Origin of the sequence: Rhodococcus sp. Leaf225 (assembly GCF_001426145.1) — a bacterium.
Classification (GTDB): domain Bacteria; phylum Actinomycetota; class Actinomycetes; order Mycobacteriales; family Mycobacteriaceae; genus Rhodococcoides.
Map to the genome: position 1 here is coordinate 169,234 of NZ_LMRN01000009.1, position 18,392 is coordinate 187,625.

The 18,392-nt window shown below is 68.1% G+C and carries 17 protein-coding genes; 9 read left to right on the plus strand and 8 right to left on the minus strand.

Going from position 1 to position 18,392, the window contains the following annotated elements; all coding sequences use genetic code 11:
- Nucleotides 1–20: 20 nt before the first annotated feature.
- Together ASG69_RS05145 and ASG69_RS05150 are read right to left on the minus strand one after the other, a co-directional pair.
- The gene (locus ASG69_RS05145) at nt 21–602 is read right to left on the minus strand and encodes a GNAT family N-acetyltransferase (RefSeq protein WP_056440941.1); all 582 of its coding nucleotides are present in this window, start codon (nt 600–602) and stop codon (nt 21–23) included.
- A complete protein-coding gene (locus ASG69_RS05150) occupies nt 599–2,008 on the minus strand; it encodes a glycosyltransferase 87 family protein (protein WP_056440943.1) in 1,410 nt (469 codons plus the stop codon). Before ASG69_RS05150 ends, ASG69_RS05145 begins: the two co-directional genes overlap by 4 nt.
- Before the next feature lie 171 nt (nt 2,009–2,179).
- Between ASG69_RS05150 and rpsF the strand changes: the two genes are divergently transcribed.
- From rpsF to dnaB, 6 genes are all read left to right on the plus strand, one after another.
- Nucleotides 2,180–2,467: a 30S ribosomal protein S6 gene (rpsF, locus tag ASG69_RS05155; RefSeq protein ID WP_027506019.1), complete on the plus strand. Its 288-nt coding sequence runs from the start codon at nt 2,180–2,182 to the stop codon at nt 2,465–2,467.
- Nucleotides 2,468–2,546: 79 nt separating this feature from the next.
- On the plus strand, nt 2,547–3,098 hold the full coding sequence (locus ASG69_RS05160) for a single-stranded DNA-binding protein (protein ID WP_027506020.1): 552 nt from the start codon (nt 2,547–2,549) through the stop codon (nt 3,096–3,098).
- A gap of 47 nt (nt 3,099–3,145) precedes the next feature.
- A complete protein-coding gene (gene rpsR, locus ASG69_RS05165) occupies nt 3,146–3,388 on the plus strand; it encodes a 30S ribosomal protein S18 (RefSeq protein WP_027506021.1) in 243 nt (80 codons plus the stop codon).
- 14 nt (nt 3,389–3,402) lie between these two features.
- Entirely contained in the window at nt 3,403–3,855 is a 453-nt protein-coding gene (gene rplI / locus ASG69_RS05170) for a 50S ribosomal protein L9 (RefSeq protein WP_027506022.1), read from the plus strand.
- A gap of 338 nt (nt 3,856–4,193) precedes the next feature.
- Nucleotides 4,194–6,467 carry a SulP family inorganic anion transporter gene (locus ASG69_RS05175; RefSeq protein ID WP_056440945.1) on the plus strand — a complete coding sequence of 758 codons (2,274 nt, stop codon included), beginning with the start codon at nt 4,194–4,196 and terminating at the stop codon, nt 6,465–6,467.
- A gap of 570 nt (nt 6,468–7,037) precedes the next feature.
- Nucleotides 7,038–8,426: a replicative DNA helicase gene (gene dnaB / locus ASG69_RS05180; protein ID WP_056440948.1), complete on the plus strand. Its 1,389-nt coding sequence runs from the start codon at nt 7,038–7,040 to the stop codon at nt 8,424–8,426.
- Nucleotides 8,427–8,477: 51 nt separating this feature from the next.
- On the opposite strand, the gene ASG69_RS05185 is transcribed toward dnaB, so the two are convergent.
- The gene (locus tag ASG69_RS05185; RefSeq protein WP_056440951.1) at nt 8,478–9,020 is read right to left on the minus strand and encodes a YceI family protein; all 543 of its coding nucleotides are present in this window, start codon (nt 9,018–9,020) and stop codon (nt 8,478–8,480) included.
- 41 nt (nt 9,021–9,061) lie between these two features.
- Between ASG69_RS05185 and ASG69_RS05190 the strand changes: the two genes are divergently transcribed.
- Nucleotides 9,062–9,769, plus strand: a complete 708-nt coding sequence (locus ASG69_RS05190) for a YoaK family protein (RefSeq protein ID WP_200933783.1) — start codon at nt 9,062–9,064, stop codon at nt 9,767–9,769.
- A gap of 6 nt (nt 9,770–9,775) precedes the next feature.
- On the opposite strand, the gene ASG69_RS05195 is transcribed toward ASG69_RS05190, so the two are convergent.
- Nucleotides 9,776–11,191: a GGDEF domain-containing protein gene (locus ASG69_RS05195; protein ID WP_162246738.1), complete on the minus strand. Its 1,416-nt coding sequence runs from the start codon at nt 11,189–11,191 to the stop codon at nt 9,776–9,778.
- Nucleotides 11,192–11,433: 242 nt separating this feature from the next.
- Between ASG69_RS05195 and yczE the strand changes: the two genes are divergently transcribed.
- Nucleotides 11,434–12,129 (plus strand): membrane protein YczE, encoded by a 696-nt coding sequence (gene yczE / locus ASG69_RS05200; RefSeq protein ID WP_082544270.1) that lies wholly within the window; start codon nt 11,434–11,436, stop codon nt 12,127–12,129.
- Here yczE and ASG69_RS05205 read toward each other — a convergent pair.
- Nucleotides 12,072–12,464, minus strand: coding sequence for a hypothetical protein (locus tag ASG69_RS05205; RefSeq protein ID WP_027506026.1), 393 nt, complete (start codon nt 12,462–12,464; stop codon nt 12,072–12,074). The two genes, yczE and ASG69_RS05205, sit on opposite strands and share 58 nt — an antisense overlap.
- Before the next feature lie 135 nt (nt 12,465–12,599).
- Between ASG69_RS05205 and ASG69_RS05210 the strand changes: the two genes are divergently transcribed.
- Nucleotides 12,600–13,301 (plus strand): type 1 glutamine amidotransferase domain-containing protein, encoded by a 702-nt coding sequence (locus ASG69_RS05210; RefSeq protein ID WP_056440961.1) that lies wholly within the window; start codon nt 12,600–12,602, stop codon nt 13,299–13,301.
- A 134-nt stretch (nt 13,302–13,435) separates the two neighbouring features.
- Here ASG69_RS05210 and nuoN read toward each other — a convergent pair whose 3' ends face one another.
- Genes nuoN through nuoL form a run of 3 tightly spaced genes read right to left on the minus strand, consistent with a single transcriptional unit; the run spans nt 13,436 to nt 18,392 of the window.
- Nucleotides 13,436–14,965 carry an NADH-quinone oxidoreductase subunit NuoN gene (nuoN, locus tag ASG69_RS05215; protein WP_056440964.1) on the minus strand — a complete coding sequence of 510 codons (1,530 nt, stop codon included), beginning with the start codon at nt 14,963–14,965 and terminating at the stop codon, nt 13,436–13,438.
- Nucleotides 14,962–16,509, minus strand: a complete 1,548-nt coding sequence (locus ASG69_RS05220; protein WP_056440967.1) for an NADH-quinone oxidoreductase subunit M — start codon at nt 16,507–16,509, stop codon at nt 14,962–14,964. The genes nuoN and ASG69_RS05220 overlap by 4 nt, the downstream gene beginning before the upstream one ends.
- Nucleotides 16,506–18,392: an NADH-quinone oxidoreductase subunit L gene (gene nuoL / locus ASG69_RS05225; protein ID WP_056440970.1), complete on the minus strand. Its 1,887-nt coding sequence runs from the start codon at nt 18,390–18,392 to the stop codon at nt 16,506–16,508. The genes ASG69_RS05220 and nuoL overlap by 4 nt, the downstream gene beginning before the upstream one ends.

Consider the following 18,392-nt stretch of genomic DNA (forward strand, 5'->3'; position numbering starts at 1 on the left):
GGCGCAGGTCGACGGACGGCTCAGCTGTCGATGCGGCTGCGCAGAACGTCCCGGGCCGCCGGCCATTCGTCGTCGGTCATCGAGAACAGCGCCGTGGTGCGCCACGTTCCGTCGACGCGGCGACGATGCTTGCGCAGCAATCCCTCGAAGTGTGCGCCGAGCTTGCCGATCGCCGCACGGGACTGCTCGTTCAGTGCGTCGGTGTGCCACTCCACCCGCACCACGCCGGCGGAGCCGAAGGCGTGCTCGAGCAGAAGGAACTTCGACTCGGGGTTGATCCTGGTTCCCTGGGCCGAGCGCGAGAGCCAGGTGTATCCGATGGCGACGCTCCGATTCGAGGCGTCGATCTGATAGTAGGACGTCGTGCCGACCGCGACGCCGGTACGCGCGTCCCGCTGCAGGAACGCCCGCCGCGCCGTGTCCGCGAGGGCGGTGTCGATGTACGCGCGGGCGGTCGTGTCGTCGGACACGACGGATCCGGTCCAGCGGAAGATCGCGGGGTCGTCCGCGGCCGCCGCGAGCTCGCCCGCGTGATCGGGCGTCAGTGGCTCGAGGTGCACGTGCTCGCCGAGCAGGGGGACGGGATCGAACGGCGTGCTCACACGGGTACCTCCGCTTCGGCGTCGGTCCGGCGGCGCGGGGACCGGGTGGGACGGGCGTCGAGAGTGCGGCGACGGGACCGTGCGAACAGGACGACGAGAACGACCAGCAGCACGGCGCGCACCCACACCCCGAACACCACGACGTTCTCCTCGGTGGTCGCGTCGCTGCCACTCGACAACGCGGCGAAGTACCGGAAGACGCCGACACCGAGTACGACGTCGGTGATCAGGTAAGCCGTCACCACGTGCCAGGGAACGTGCAACAGGACGAAGAACGGGACGAGCCACAGCGTGTACTGCGGTGAGTGCACCTTGTGGAACAGAAGGAACGCCACGAGCATCACCGCGCTGGTCTGCACCCAGGGGTAGGTGCCCTCCGCGAGACGTCGACGCCAGCCGAACCACAGCGCGGCGGCGAACGACACCAGCACCAGCAACGGCGAGAGCACCGAGACCAGGCTCTGGTACGCCTGGTCGTTGGCGGCGCTCATGTCCGGCGTCGCCGACGGCACGTCGTAGAGGATCCGCAGTCCCCAGTACCAGATCGAGTTGGTCGTGATGTCGGCCTGCCGCATGCCCTGGAAGGCGAACGACGCCCGCCATCCGTCGTAGCCGAGGATCGCGAAGGGCAGGTTGACGGCGGCCACCACGGCAGCGGCGACGGCGATCACTCCGGCCGCCCCGCGCACGTCGAGTCGGCGCGGCGACCGGCGTGCGGACACGGGGGACTCCACCCCGCCCACGCCCCCGGCCAGGACGTACGACGCGAGCGGGAGAACGAAGGCGCCCGGATAGAGCTTGAGGCAGAAGCCCACCGCCAGGAGTGCCGACGCAAGATACGCCCGACGTCGGAGCGGCATGCGGGTGGACATCACATACACGGCGCCGACGGTCGTCGCCACCACGGGGAGTTCCCAGTTGTGGAACGCGTAGAGAACCAGCGCGGGGCCGGCCGACCAGAGCAGCGCGACGCGGCCGCCGAGGCGTCCGAGCATCCAGGCGGTCACCGCGCCGAACGGTGCGAGCAGGAGCGCCGAGTAGAGGAGGAACTGGGCGTCGGTGTGGCTCGCCAGACCGCCGACCCACATGAGGAGTCCGCTGAGCACCGGGTACTCGACGGTTCCGCCGGTGAGTGTGCCGTCGGCGGAGATTCCCCCGGTCAGGTAGGGGAACAGGTGCTGATCGATGCCGCGGTCGAGCCACAGGAACTGGATGTCGGAGTAGCAGACGGACGAGTCCTTGATGCGGTCGAACGCCAGACTGCGTCCGGTCTCGTCGAAGGGTGCTCCCGCGCACCGCGCCTTGTTGACGTAGCCGAGCACCATCGTGATCACCGAGATCGCGGTGACGGCGGCCGCCGTGGCGACCCCGGCGCGGCCGGAGATCGTCGCGCGGCCGGTGGTCATGAGGACAAGAGTAGGTGCCCCGGACCTCGCGCCGTGCTGTCCGCACCGTCGATCCGCCGATTTCGTGGTGAGCCGCGGTCCAGGTACCCTGGACCGGTTGCTGACGCAACGACCCTCCTGTCACGGATCGTCCGTGACCGTTTCACAGTCCATAGGAGGTGATGAGGTCTTATGCGTCATTACGAACTGATGGTCATCCTCGACCCCAATCTCGACGAGCGCACGGTCGCCCCGTCGCTGGATACGTTCCTGAACGTCATCCGCAAGGACGGCGGCAAGGTCGACAAGGTCGACGTGTGGGGAAAGCGCCGTCTCGCCTACGAGATCGAGAAGCACGCCGAAGGCATCTACGCGGTGATCGACATCAACGCGGAGCCCGCCACGGTGTCGGAGCTCGATCGCCAGCTCGGCCTGAACGAATCGGTGCTGCGCACCAAGGTTCTGCGCCGCGGCAAGTGATCCCTCGTGTCACCGTCTCGCCCTAGGCTGACGGCAACCGAGAAGATCATGCGCTGACAAGGCACGAGAAAGAGGAATCATGGCAGGCGAAACCGTCATCACCGTCGTCGGGAACCTGACGGCCGATCCCGAACTCCGATTCACCCCCGCAGGTGCAGCGGTCGCGAACTTCACCGTCGCGTCCACGCCCCGCACGTTCGATCGTCAGTCCAACGAATGGAAGGACGGCGACGCACTCTTCATGCGCTGCAACATCTGGCGCGAGGCTGCGGAGAACGTCGCGGAGTCGCTCACCCGCGGTGCGCGAGTCGTCGTGACGGGTCGGTTGCGGCAGCGTTCCTACGAGACGCGTGAAGGCGAGAAGCGCACTGTCGTCGAACTCGAGGTCGACGAGGTCGGTCCCTCCCTGCGGTACGCGACGGCCAAGGTCAACAAGGTCAGTCGTGGCAGCGGCGGAGGCGGCGGCAACAGCGGCGGCGGGTTCGGTGGTTCCTCCGGTGGATCGGGTGGCTCGTCGAGCCGTTCGTCCGGTGGCAGCTCGGGCGGTGACGATCCGTGGGGCAGTGCCCCGCAGGCATCGGGATCGTTCGGTGGCTCCCGTGGCGGCGGCGACGACGAACCGCCGTTCTGATCCGGTACGCACCACACATGCAGTGAATCAAGATTCGGAGATTGTCCATGCCTAAACCGCCGTTGCGCGACAAGGTGATCAAGAAGAAGGTCTGTGCCTTCTGCAAGGAAAAGAACACGTCCATCGACTACAAGGACACGACGTTGCTGCGTAAGTACGTCAGCGACCGCGGCAAGATCCGCGCTCGTCGTGTCACCGGCAACTGCGTCCAGCACCAGCGGGACATCGCCATCGCAGTCAAGAACTCGCGTGAGGTAGCACTGCTGCCCTACGCCGCGACTGCGCGATAAGGGGAAAGGTAACCATGAAGCTCATCCTCACCGCTGATGTCGACAACCTCGGCGCACCCGGAGACACCGTCGAGGTCAAGGACGGCTACGGACGTAACTTCCTGCTGCCCCGTGGACTGGCCATTGCGGCCACCCGCGGAGCACAGAAGCAGGTCGAGGGCATCCGTCGTGCCCAGGAAGCTCGCGCCGTGCGCGGGCTGGACCATGCCAACGAGCTCAAGCAGGCCATCGAGGGCCTGACGTCCGTGACGCTGTCGGTGCGAACCGGCGGCTCGGGCAAGCTCTTCGGTGCGGTCACCGCAGCCGACGTCGCCGCTGCCGTCAAGAGCGCCGGTGGCCCGGTGCTCGACAAGCGCAGCATCGAACTGCCGAAGTCGCACGTGAAGTCCACCGGAACGCACCGCATCACCGTGGCGCTGCACCCCGATGTGACGGCGTCGTTCGACCTCGAGGTCACCGCCTCGTAAGCATCACCGACACGCAGTACCGAATGCCCCGGCCGATTCTCGGCCGGGGCATTCTGCGTTTTCGTTCGTTCTTTTCCTGCCTGTCTCGGCCGTCCTCCGGCGTGGGCGAGGTGGTGATTCTGTACGCGGTGAGTGTTTCCGGGTGGGTCCACTGGCACCGTCCCCAAACCTCGGAGCAGACGCGGCCCGAGCACCGTCCGACGCCGAGGGTGCGCCGAAACCTTTACGTACTCTTCGAGATGTCTTGACCAACGATGCGCCCCGAGGAGAGACCGGGCGTTCTGCACCGACGAAACCGCACAGACCCACACCATCCGTGTCCGCCTGGAGGCTTCACCGTGACTGCACAACTCGATCGCTCGTCCCCCGCCGAACCACCCGTACCCGCCCCGAGCCCCACACCGCGCGACCGGCTGGCGAGCGTCGCCCGGTACGACGTGCCCGCGTCTCTGGTGGTGTTCCTGGTGGCGGTACCGCTCTCCATCGGAATCGCGGTGGCCTCCGGCGCTCCCGTCATGGCGGGCCTCATCGCGGCCGTCATCGGCGGCATCCTCGCCGGTGCGCTGGGTGGGTCCCCGCTGCAGGTGAGCGGGCCGGCCGCCGGCCTGACCGTGGTGGTGGCCGAGTTGGTGAACCAGTTCGGTTGGCGCATCACGTGTCTCATCACGGTGTTCGCCGGTGTGCTGCAGGTGGTGCTGGGTCTGAGCCGTATCGCCCGCCAGGCGCTCGCCATCTCGCCGGTGGTGGTGCACGCGATGCTGGCCGGTATCGGTATCACCATCGCGCTGCAGCAGATCCATGTGCTGCTCGGTGGGGAGAGCCGGAGTTCCGCCGTCGCCAACATCACGTCTCTGCCTTCGTCGATCCTGAACGCCGAGGCGGCGCCGGTCGCCATCGGCGGCGTGGTCGTTGCGCTGATGCTGCTGTGGCCGCGCATCACCGGCCCACTCGGTAAGGTCCCCGGCCCGCTGGTGGCCGTGGTCGCGGGAACCGGTCTCTCACTGGCCTTCTCGATGAACGTCGAACGAATCGATCTGCCCGGCAACCTGATCGAGGCCGTGGAGTTGCCGGCATTCCCGGACGGGCAGTGGGCAGCGTTCGCGACCGGTGTGCTGACCATCGCGTTGATCGCGAGCGTCGAGAGTCTGCTCTCCGCCGTCGCCATCGACAAGATGCACTCGGGCAGACGCACCAACTTCGATCGCGAACTCATGGGTCAGGGCGCCGCCAACATGGTGTCCGGTGTCGCCGGCGGACTGCCCGTCACCGGCGTCATCGTGCGCAGCGCCACCAACGTCCGATCCGGCGCCCGATCCCCCGCTTCGGCTGTGCTGCACGGTGTCTGGGTTCTCATCTTCTCGGTCCTGTTCATCGGTGTGGTCGAGCTGGTCCCCTACGCCGCACTGGCAGGTCTGCTCGTCATGATCGGTGTGCAGCTGGTCAAGCTCGCGGACATCCGCTCGGCGACGAGGACCGGCGACGTGGTGGTGTACGCGGCGACGGTCGTCGGTGTCGTCACCCTCAATCTGCTCGAGGGTGTGCTGATCGGGCTCGCCATCTCCGTCCTGCTGGTGTTGCGCCGCGTGCTGTGGGCACGGGTGCGTGCCGAGCAGCTCACCGAGGACTCCTGGCGCGTCGTGGTGGAGGGATCGCTCAGCTTCCTGTCGCTTCCTCGCCTCACGCGGGTTCTGCAGTCCGTTCCTGCCGGCCGATCCGTGACGATCGAGCTGACCGTCGACTTCCTCGACCACGCGGTGTACGACGCGCTGCACGAGTGGACGAAGCAGTACGAGGCGACGGGCGGCACCGTCGTCGTCGACGAGGTCGGCGCCGTGGACATGGCGTCGGCCACGGCCGGGCCACCGAGACGCATGCCCCACATGCTGTCCGCGCGCACGTTCATGCCGTGGTCGCAGTGGCAGACCGTCGACAGCCACTCCGGGCCGTTCACCGCCGATGCCGTCACCCCGGCGGCGCTCCGGCCGGTCCTGGCCGGTGTCGAGGAATACCACCGTCGCAGCGCGTCGTCCATGCGCCCGCACCTCGAGAAGCTGAGCGAGTTCCAGGACCCGGACACGTTCTTCCTGAGTTGTGTCGACTCGCGCGTGCTGCCGAACACGATCACCAGCGCCGGACCCGGAGACCTCTTCACCGTCCGCAACATGGGCAATCTGATCCCGGTCGGTGATCCGGACACGTCGCTCGAGGCCGCTCTGGAGTACGGCGTGAACACGCTCGCCATCAGTTCAGTCGTGGTCTGCGGCCACTCCGGCTGTGGAGCCATGCGGGGGCTGCTCGCGGACGCCCACGACGCCGACGGGGTGGTGGGTGAGTGGCTCTCGCACGGCCGGGCGAGCCTCAGTGCGTTCCGGAGTGGCCACCCCGTCGCGCGGGATGCCGCGGAGCTGGGGTTCTCGAAGATCGACCAGCTCGCCATGGTGAACGTGGCAGTACAACTGCAGACCCTGTCGCGTCACGCCGTGGTGGGCAAGGCGGTCGCCGAGGGGAGGCTCAAGGTGGTCGGACTCTTCTTCGACATTCCCACGGCGCGGGTCGTGCTCGTCGACGCGGCCTCGGTCACCGAGCTCGATCAGGAGCTTGCGCAGAACTGACCAGGGCTCCACGGGGCGCCGCGATGCACTGCATCGCGGCGCCCCGTCGCGTGTCCGGCGGCTGTTATCCGGACCGGATCAGAATTACTCGGCGGTTTCACCGGCGGATACCGACATGTGACCCAGGTCATGTTGATAACTCCAGCCACGGAGACCTGACACGCCCGACATGTCAAGTCGGCAGGACACGCCGAGTGCGGATTCATCCACAGAGAGAAAAATTGAGAAATCGCTCTGACGTGCACTGATGGGCTGTGTGATCTTGTTGCTGCACAGGTTCTGCACAGGTGGTCAACACGACTCGCCTGCGTTGTCCACACCCCGTCCACAGATTGCTCAACAGGCCCGTTTGGTGCTGGCGGACCGAGCACCTAACGTCCCTCCGGCACACCATCGACGGGCCTCGTCGACCGCCGGACAGCCGCTCGCGCACGCGCGTGCAGTCACGTGTTCGGACCGTGTCGGAGGCCGGGGGTACAACGTGGTGAGCACGGACTCGGCCGACACGGCCGAGGACGGACGAGATCTCCGGGGGCGAGCTTCGGTCGAGCGAGAGGGCGGCGAACTTCTGTGGCAGTCGTGGACGATCGGGGAACGAACGACTACCAGGGGCCGTCCGAGGCGCCCGGTGAGGACTTCGGTCGTCAGCCCCCTCAGGACATGGCTGCCGAGCAGTCCGTTCTGGGCGGCATGCTGCTCAGCAAGGACGCCATCGCGGACGTCCTGGAGGTTCTGCGTCCCGGCGACTTCTACCGCCCGGCCCACCAGATGGTCTACGACGCCATCCTCGATCTGTACGGCCGCGGCGACCCCGCCGACCCGGTCACCGTCTCCGCGGAGCTCGAACGGCGCGGCGAGCTCAAGCGCATCGGCGGCCCGCCCTACCTCGTCACGCTGACGCAGACGGTCCCCACGGCGGCCAACGCGTCGTTCTACGCCGAGATCGTCGTCGAGAAGGCGATCCTGCGTCGCCTCGTCGAGGCCGGTACGCGCATCGTCCAGTTCGGCTACGCGGGCGCGGACGGTCAGGACGTGTCCGAAGTCGTCGACCGGGCTCAGGCCGAGGTGTACGAGGTCACCGAGCGTCGTACCGCGGAGGACTTCGTCCAACTCGAAGAGCTGCTGCAGCCCACGATGGACGAGATCGACTCCATCGCCAGCCGCGGCGGCATGTCGAACGGTGTCCCCACCGGCTTCACCGAGCTCGACGAGGTGACCAACGGTCTGCACCCGGGCCAGATGATCATCGTCGCGGCGAGGCCTGGTGTCGGGAAATCAACTCTCGGAATGGATTTCATGCGCTCGTGCTCCATCAAGCACGGCATGGCCAGCGTCATGTTCTCGCTCGAGATGAGCCGCACCGAGATCGTCATGCGTCTCCTCTCCGCCGAGGCCAAGATCAAGCTCGGCGACATGCGCTCGGGAAAGATGACGGACGACGACTGGACCCGCCTCGCCCGCAGGATGAGCGAGATCAGCGAGGCACCACTCTTCGTCGACGACTCCCCCAACCTCACCATGATGGAGATCCGCGCCAAGGCGCGGCGACTCAAGCAGCGACACGATCTCAAGCTCATCGTCATCGACTACCTGCAGCTGATGTCGTCCGGCAAGAAGGTGGAGTCGCGTCAGCAGGAGGTCTCGGACTTCTCGCGATCGCTGAAGCTGTTGGCCAAGGAGCTCATGGTTCCGGTGGTCGCCATCTGTCAGCTCAACCGTGGTCCCGAGCAGCGCACGGACAAGAAGCCGATGGTCTCGGACCTTCGTGAGTCCGGCTCGCTCGAGCAGGACGCCGACATGGTCATCCTGCTCTACCGTCCGGATGCGACCGAGCGCGACGATCCCCGCGGCGGCGAAGCCGACCTGATCCTCGGCAAGCACCGCAACGGACCCACGGCCACCATCACTGTGGCGCACCAGCTGCACCTGTCGCGCTTCGTCGACATGGCGCGCGGCTAGTCCGCCGAGGCCGGCCAGGAGATCGAGGCCGGCTGGGAGATCGGGGCAGGGCTACGAGATCGAGGCGGAGAAGGACACGTCGACGTCGTCGACGACCTTCATCGATCCGAGCAGCTGGGAGTAGGGCTTCACGCCGAAGTCCGTCTGCGTCACCACCGCGTCGAAGGCGACGTGCGTGGTCCCGTCGGAGGTGGAGACCGAAAGGTCGACGGTGTGCTCGCGTGTCACGCCGTGGATCGTCAGCGTGCCGTCGAGACGGTAGCCGTCCTTCGTCGACTCGACGGTGGTCGCGTCGTAGCGGATCTCGGGATGGTCCGACGCGTCCAGCGTGCCGAGGGCGTTGGACCGCGCGAGCATCTTCTCGGGGCCGAACATCGGTGTGACGCCGCCCTCGCCACTGACGACCTCCATGGAGTCGACGCGCACCCGAACCGTGACGGCCATCGGAGCGCCGTCCGACTCGTCGACGGTGACGCTCCAGTCGCGGAACGCGATGGTCAGCCGGTGCCCCATCTTCGACGCTCGACCGGTCACCCCGGTGTGGACGTTCAGCGTGCCGTCCGCCGCGGTCAGGGTCCTGCTCGAGGTGGTCATCACCCGACTGTATCCGCGCTGCTGGGGCAGAATGCGTGGCCGTGACCACACATGGCTTCTCGGACTACGTCGCGCATCCCCGCCACGGGCCGCTACCGATGATCCTGCTGGCCGTCACGGTCGTCACCGGTGCGATCGACGCGCTCAGCCTGCTGGCTCTCGGTCGAGTGTTCGTGGCCAACATGACGGGCAACGTCGTGTTCATCGGTTTCGCACTGGGCGGGGCGCCCGGTTTCTCGTTGTGGGGCTCGGTGCTCGCCCTGGTCGGATTCCTGGTGGGCGCGATGGTCGGTGGAACACTGATCACGCGAGCCGGTGGTCGACGAGATCATCTGCTGCGCAACGCACTCGGGGTCGAGTTCGTCCTCGCGCTCACGTCGCTGATCGCTGCGATTCTCATGGTGGACGGTCCCGGCCGCGGATACGTCATCGTCGTGCTGCTCGCGCTGGGCCTGGGGCTGCAGAATGCGGCGGTGCGGCATCTCGCCGTCCCGGACATGACCACCACCGTGCTGACAATGGCCCTCACCGGCATCGGGTCCGATCTCCGGAAACGGGACGGGGCGGCTGTACTGCGTCGGCTCTCCTCCGTCGTCGCCATGTTCCTCGGTGCGATCCTGGGCACCGTGGTGGTGTTGCATTCGGGTGTGGTGGCGACACTGGTGCTCGTGGCCGCGTTGTTCGCGGTGATCCTCGTGGTCGTGTGGGCGGTGGGGCGCCGCGAGCAACCATGGCAGGTCGCCGCCTGACGTCGGTCAGTCGAGGCTGACCGCGACCACCGTGTTCCGGCCGCGTCGCTTCGCGTCGTACAGCGCATGATCCGCGGACACGAGCAGCGGCGAGACGGACTGCGGGGCGTAGCTCGTCCAGGCCAACCCGATGCTCACCGTCGCCGTGCGCGACGAGAGGACGTGCAGCCGTTCGTGATCGCGGCGGATCGAGTCGGCGATGGAGGCGGCGTCCTCCTGATCCGCGTGCGGGAGGAGGATCGCGAACTCCTCACCGCCCATGCGCCCGGCGATCGCGTCGTCCGGTAGGGCACCGAGGATGCAGGCGGCGCTGCGGACCAACGCGATGTCGCCCACGGCGTGGCCGAGCGTGTCGTTGATGGACTTGAAGTGGTCGAGGTCGAGCATGAGCAGCGCGACCGGCCGCGAGTCGGTGATCAGGGTGTCGAGGCGCTGCTGGCTCCGTCGCAGGAAGGCGGCGCGGGAGAGGACGCCGGTGAGACTGTCGTACTCGAGGGCCTCGCGGAGCTTGTTCTGCACGGCCATCCGGTCCAGCGACACGGCGGCGACCAGCAGCGGTCCGAGTGCGACCAACGCGACGGACAGCACCGCGGAGGCGCCGTCCTGGCCGTCCGCGCCCAGCAGCCCACCGGTCTGGAGTTCCCCGCGTCCGAGGAAGAGCAGCGTCCACGCGGACCACAGTGCGGTGAGCAGCGCGGTGCCGAAGATGGGGATGCGGGTGGCGCACCAGAGGAGCGCGGGCAGCGGCAGCGCGAGCAGCAACGGGCCCTGGACGATGAGACCGGCCAGCATCAGCAGGACGGTCAGCGCGATCGGTGCCGTCTCACCCGTGATCAGGCGCCGGAGCGAGGCGGGGCCGGTGCGGCGGCGCGGCGTCGACGCGCGGAAGGACAGTAGGACGGGGACGATCAGCAGGTAGCTCGTGAGCTCGGATCCGAACCAGCTCAGAGCCTCGACGGCGGGTGCGTGCGGTCCCAGCCGGCCGCTCGAGAGGGTGGCGACGGTCGTCGACAGGAGGGCGGCGGCGACGATGCCGAGGCACATTCTGGCGAAGTCCGCGGATCCCGCGAGGGTCATCGGCTCGGGGTGCCGCCGCCGGATCACCAGCGTGCCTCCGAGGACCCCGACGATGTTCGCGACATTGAACGCGAGCGCAGCGTAGACGTCGGTACCCGAGACGAGGTCCGCGGTGACGAGGGCGAGCAGCGCTGCGACGGCCGCCGGCGCGGTGAAGGTGCGGGGCCAGCGTACGAAGACGCTCAGCGCCACCGCGTTGGCCACCCACACCGAGGCGAGAAGTCCCGGTGGCCGCGAATGGATTCCGATGATCGCCGCGATAAGGACGGCGGCGGTCAGGAGGGCGATGTCGGTCGCGGCGCGCGCGGCCGGACTGCGCGTGTCCGGCTCGGGTGTCGCAGGCAAGGTCGTCCTTCGCATGGACGGGAACCCCCTGTGACATCTCAGTCGTCCCCAACGGCTTCGTTGTTATCGAGTGCAGTATCTACTACCGCAACCGCACGTGGCGACCGATGCGACAGACTGCTCACTCGCGCTGAGGCGCCGCGCTCGCCCACGTCTCCGGTTCCGGTACGGGGACCGATATTCAGTCCACTGCCGGTCGGTGGACTGGACTCGAGCAGCGGACGGGCGGACAGACTCGAGACATGAACGCCCGCGACCTCGCACTCCGGACCACCCTGCTCGTGGGTGGCCTCACGCTCTACGGCACGTCGATGGCCATGATGATCACCGGTGGTCTCGGGCTCAACCCGTGGGACGTGTTCCACCAGGGGCTGGCCGCACGGCTCCCGATCAGTTTCGGGGCGATCACGGCGGTGACCGGCGTGATGGTGCTGCTGCTGTGGATCCCGTTGCGTCAGCGGCCGGGCATCGGAACCGTCGCGAACATCGTCATCATCGCGGTGAGCGTCGACCTCGCGCTGGACTGGCTACCCGAAGTCGCCTCGATCCCGTCACGCGCAGCGCTGCTCACCGGAGGGATCGTCCTCAACGGTCTCGCCACGGCGGCCTACATCTCGGCCGGCCTGGGCGCGGGTCCGCGCGACGGCCTGATGACAGGACTCGTCGCGCGGACCGGACTGTCCGTGCGCCTGGTGCGCACGGCCATCGAACTGGCGGTGCTGGGAACCGGATGGCTCCTCGGCGGCACGGCCGGTGTGGGGACGGTGCTGTACGCGCTTTCGATCGGGCCGCTGGTGCACTTCTTCCTCGGCGTGATGCCCCAGAAGTTCACGGCCCAGAAGTTCACGGCCCGGAAGTGCGCGGTGCGAGCAGGAGGAGATCACTCCTCGGTGGAGAGCTCCGAACCGGCCGACAGGATCCCGACCGAGACACCGTAGGGAAGGAAGCGGACCTTGCGATTCGGATCCACGTTGTCCCGGTGGGCACGCAGAGCATCGAGTTCGGTCGCGAAGACCTGATCGACGCTCGCCGACCCGTCGGAGTCGACGGAGTAGACGGCCCACACCCCGTCGCCCTTCTGACCCGTGGTCTCCGGCTCCGGGGTGGACTTGGTAGCGGCGGGCGTGAACATGCCGACCCACGGAGCGCCTCCGCCCGACTGATCGGCCATCTTCATGGCCTGGCCCAGCATGTCCCGCAGGCCCTCGCCCGCTTCGCGAGCGACGCGCTCGAAGTCCTCGGGATCGAAACCGAACTGTCCTTTACCGCTCATGGTGTACCTCGCAGAGTGTGGTGTGACGGGCTTTACTCCCCCAACGACCGGTGAGCTTCATCCGTTCCCGGGTCAGTACGGCGCGGACGGGTACACCATGACAGCAAGTACCCCTCGACGAACGGACATCACCGCATGACGAAGCTTCTGTACGTGGTCACCGGATCGGATCACTGGACGCTGAAGGACGGAACCGCGCACCCCACCGGGTACTGGGCGGAGGAGCTCGTCGAGTCGCACCGGACCTTCACCGAGGCCGGCTGGGACATCGTCGTCGCGACGCCCGGTGGTGTGACCCCGACCGTCGACGAGGGATCGCTGGCCGTCGAGGCGAACGGCGGCGACGAGGCGAAGGTCGCCGATCTGAAGTCGTACCTGGAGTCGGTGAAGGACGTGCTCGCGTCACCCGCGCGCCTCGAGGACCAGACAGCGTCGTCCTTCGACGCGGTCTTCGTCCCCGGTGGCCACGGTCCGATGGAGGACCTCGCGGTGTCGGACGACTTCGGCGCCCTGGTCACCGAGTTCCTCGACTCGGGCAAGATCGTGTCGGCCGTGTGCCACGCACCCGCCGCGCTGCTGTCGGCGAAGCGCGACGACGGCAGCTGGCCCTTCTCCGGCTACCAGCTCACGGGCTTCACCAACCAGGAGGAGGAGCAGGCCGGACTGGCCGACAAGGCGCCCTGGCTGCTCGAGACCCGTCTGCGTGAGGGTGGAGCGAGCTTCTCGGCGGCGGATGCCTGGTCGCCCCACGTCATCGTCGATCGCACCGTCTACACCGGCCAGAACCCGGCATCGACCAAGGCATTGGCGGATCGGCTCGTCGCTGCTCTGAGCTGACGGCACCCTCGCTGACTCCCGGCGACCGCTGACCCTCCCTGCCGCCCCCGCGAGTACGTCCACACTGTCGCGATTCCACGCCGATTCACGACGCTTCGGACGTACTCGCCGGGAGCGGGCGGGGGGGAAGGGGGTCAGACCATCGCGGCTGCAGCCCGCTCGGCGAGGTCGAGCAGCGGTTGCGGGAAGACCCCGAGCACCACGGTGGCGACGGCCGAGACGGCGACGGCCACGGTCGCGCCCGTTCCGTGGGTGATCGTCGCCGAGGGTCCCTCCGGTTCGGTGAAGAACAGCACCACGATGACGCGGATGTAGAACGACGCGGCGATGGCACTGCTGACGACGCCGACGATCACCAGCACGGCACCGCCGTCCTCGAGTGCGGCCTGGAAGACGGCGAACTTGCTCGTGAAGCCGCTCGTCAGCGGGATGCCGGCGAAGGCGAGCAGGAACAGCGCGAAGGCCGCTGCGGTCAGGGGCGACGATCGTCCGAGGCCCGCCCACCGGGACAGTTCGGTGACCTCGCCGCCCTGATCCCGCACGAGGGACACCACGGCGAAGGCGCCGAGTGTGCTGAAGGCGTAGGCCGCGAGATAGAACAGCGTGGCGGACACGCCCGCAGCTCCCGAGGAGACACCCGTGAGGATGAAGCCCGCGTGGGCGATCGACGAGTACGCCAGCATCCGCGTGACGTCGGTCTGCGTCACCGCGATCACGGCTCCCACGAGCATGGTGACGATGGCGACGGCCCACAGCATCGGCCGCCACGCGTCCTGGAGATCGGGCACGCCCACGACGAGAATGCGCAGCAGCGCGCCGAAGGCCGCCACCTTCGTGGCCGAGGCCATGAACGCGGTCACGGGCGTGGGTGCGCCCTGGTACACGTCGGGGATCCACGAATGAAACGGCACCGCACCGACTTTGAACAGCAGGCCGACGGCCACGAGACCGACCCCCAGCACGCCGAGAACCTGGTCCCCGTCGGCCACGTCGGCGATGTCGTCGAGTCGGACGCTGCCCGCGTAGCCGTAGAGCAGCGCCGTGCCGAACAGGAAGAAGGCCGACGAGAACGCTCCGAGGAGGAAGTACTTGAGCGACGCCTCCTGGGACAGCAGACGCCGACGACGCGCGAGACCGCACAGCAGGTACAGCGGGAGCGAGAGCACCTCCAGCGCGACGAACATGCTCAGCAGATCGTTCGAGGCCGGCAACACCATCATGCCGCCGACGGCGAACAGGGTGAGCGGGTAGATCTCGGTACGGGTGACCCGGGCAGTGACGGCACGGGCCTCGGCGACCGTGCCCGGCACCGTGGACGCCGCGGGCGTGAAGGCATCGACCGCAGCCACTTCGGGATGGTCGGACGAGCGATGCGCCATCAGTACGACCGACGCCGCGGACACCGCGACGATGACCCCCTGCAGGAACAGTGTGGGCCCGTCCACGGCCACCGACCCCACCGCGGCGACGGTGCTGGTTCCGGCCAGCGCGACGACGGCGGCGAACGCTGCCGCGAGTGCGCCGAGGGCGAGCACGAGATGGATGACGCGGCGCCGATCGGCGGGAACGAACGCCTCGACCAGGACGCCGATCACCGCGGCCGCCAGCACGATGATCATGGGCGACAGCAGGCTGTACTCGAGGGACGGGGTGTCGATGGTCATGGCGCGGCCACTCCTGTCTCGAGTTGCTCGACCGATGTGCGTTCGACGGCCGGCGTGAGGATGTCCAGCGCGGGTCTCGGGTACACGCCCAGCGCGATGACGATCACGAGAAGTGGAGCGACGACGGCGATCTCGCGCGGCACGAGATCGCGGATCCGTTCCGAGCCGGCGGCGACGGGCCCGGTCATCACCCGTTGATACAGCCACAGCACGTAGATCGCCGAGAGCACCAGCGCCGATGCCGCGATCACCGCCGCGACGCCGTAGCGCGGGAACGTTCCCACGAGGACCAGAAATTCGCTGACGAACGGGGCGAGTCCGGGAAGCGACAGAGTGGCCAGTCCGGCGACGAGGAACGTGCCGGCGAGCACGGGCGCCACCTTCTGCACACCCCCGTGGTCGGCGATGAGCGCGCTCCCGCGCCGGGTGACGAGGAACCCTGCGACGAGGAACAGTGCGGCCGTAGCGATTCCGTGGTTCACCATGTACAGCGCGGACCCCGCCTGCGACTGGCTCGTCATGGCGAAGATGCCGAGGATGATGAACCCGAAGTGCGAGATGGAGGTGTACGCGATGAGGCGCATGATGTCGGTCGCGCCGATCGCCAGCACCGCGCCGTAGACGATCCCGACGACGGCGAGCGTGATCACCGCCGGCGCGAAGGTCGCCGACGACTCCGGGAACAGCTGCAGGCAGTACCGCAGCATCCCGAAGGTGCCCACCTTGTCGACGACGGCCATCATCAGCACCGCGGTCGCCGGGGTGCTCTCGGTCGCCGCGCCGGGCAACCAGGTGTGCAGCGGCCACAGCGGCGCCTTCACGGCGAAGGCCACGAGGAATCCCAGGAACAGCGCGTTCAGCACGCCGGGCGAGGCGCCGAGTTCGCCGGCCGCCGCGGCGTCCGCGATGGCGCGCAGGTCGAACGTGCCCGCCGAGAAGGGACTCGCATCCGAGGCGGTGACGACGTACAGGCCGATGACGGCCGCCAGCATGACGAGCCCGCCCGCGAGGTTGTAGAGCAGGAAGGTCACCGCGGCGGAACGCGCTCGTCCGGCATCACGGCCGAAGCCGCCGATGAGGAAGTACATCGGCACGAGCATGGCCTCGAAGAAGAGGTAGAAGAGCAGGATGTCGAGGGAGACGAACGAGACCATGACCATCGACTCGACGACGAGGATCAACGCGACGTAGGTGTGGGTGCGGCGTGAGCGCGACGCGGGCGGGGTGTCGTTCCACCCGGCCAGCAGGAGGATCGGGACCAGGACCGCGGTCAGCAGTACGAGAGTCAGTGCGATGCCGTCGATCCCGAGTGTGTAGCCCGCACCGAAGCTGGGGATCCACTCGCGCTCCTCCACGAACTGGTATCCCGGCGCGCCCGCCTCGAACCCGATCGCACACAGCACGGCGAGGATCAGCACGACGCACGATGTCGTGAGTCCCACCGCGCGGGCGGCCGGAGACCGGGTGGGCGGCACGGCGATCACTGCCAGCGCTCCGATCAGCGGGAGGAGCCAGAGCGCGCTCAGCACGGGAAGGTCGGTCATCGCGTCACTCCCAGTGCCACGGTCAGGGCGACGACCACCAGGACGGCCCCGGCGAACATCGAGAGGGCGTACGACCGGACGAACCCGTTCTGCCACCGGCGCAGTCGTGTGGAGGACTCCCGGACCGCGGTGGCAACGGCACTCACCACTCCCTCGACGCCGACGCGGTCGGCGGTGACCACCGCGGCGGTCGCCCGCTGACCCGGCCGCATGAAGACGGCCTCGTTCACCGAGTCCCCGTACAGATCTCGGCGGGCGGCCGCGGTGAGGACCGACCCCGTGGGTGCGGTCACCGGGATCGCCGATCGGCCGTACATGCGCACGGCCACGCCCACCCCCGAGGCGACGGTCACCAGCACCGCGAGGGTGACGGCCCACGCGGGTACGAGGTGTGCGGGGTCGTGTTCACCGACGACCGGGGCGAGCCATCCCTCCAATCGGGCGCCGATCGCGAGAAGCGCACCGGCACCGACGGATCCGACGGCCAGCACGATCATCGGGCCGGTCATGCTCGCGGGTGCCTCGTGCGGGTGGACTCCGCTCCGCCACCGCCGCTCGCCGAAGAACGTGAGGATCATGACCCGCGTCATGTAGAACGCTGTCAGTCCCGCGCCGACCAAGGTGGCCGCGCCGAGCGCCGCACCCTTCGCACCGCCGGCGTCGATCGCGGCCTCGATGATGCCGTCCTTCGAGAAGAACCCCGAGAACGGTGGGACACCGATGATGGCGAGATAGGCCAGCCCGAACGTCACGTAGGTGATCGGCAAGACGGTGCGCAGTCCGCCGTACCGCCGCATGTCCGTCTCGTCGTTCGTCGCGTGCATCACGGACCCCGCGCCGAGGAACAGGCCGGCCTTGAAGAATCCGTGCGTGAGCAGGTGCAGGATCGCGACCGCGTACCCGGCGGGGCCGAGACCGGCCGCGAGCACCATGTACCCGATCTGGCTCATCGTCGACGCTGCCAGAGCCTTCTTGATGTCGTCCTTCGCGCAGCCGATGACGGCCCCGAAGAGCAGCGTCACGGCGCCGACCAGCACGACGACGTTCTGGGCGGCCGGGGACGCCTCGAAGACGGGCCCGGACCGGACGATGAGGTACACACCGGCGGTGACCATCGTCGCGGCGTGGATGAGCGCCGAGACGGGCGTCGGGCCCTCCATCGCGTCGCCCAGCCACGATTGCAGCGGCACCTGCGCCGACTTGCCGCACGCGGCGAGCAGGAGGACGAGGCCGAGGGCGGTCGCGGTGCCATCGCCCATGCCGTCGACCCCGGCGAACACGTCGTCGTACGAGACGGATCCGACGGACGAGATCATGATCATCAGCGCGACGGCCAGTCCGATGTCGCCGACACGATTGACGACGAACGCCTTGCGTGCGGCCGAGGCCGCCGACGGCCGGGTGGACCAGAACCCGATCAACAGGTACGACGCGAGGCCCACGCCCTCCCATCCGACGTACAGGCCGAGGAAGTTGTCCGCCATGACCAGCAGCAGCATCGCGGCCACGAAGAGATTGAGGTACGCGAAGAATCGGCGGCGCGCGGGATCGTCCCGCATGTACCCGATCGAGTACACGTGGATGAGGGTTCCGACGCCGGTGATGAGCAGGACGAAGCACACCGACAGCTGGTCGAGGCGGAGACCGAACTCGATCTGCAGCGACTCGACCGGAACGTAGGTGAAGACCGTCTGCGAGAGCGCGCGGTCCTCCGCTGCCCGCCCGGCCATGTCGACCAAGGCGACGACGGCCAGCGCGAACGACGCGAGCATCGCCGCGCACGCGAGGAGGTGGCCCCACGCATCGCTCCGGCGTCCACCCAGCAGCAGCACGACGGCTCCGGCGAGGGGAATGAGCGGCAGCAGAACCAGAGTCGTCGCCAT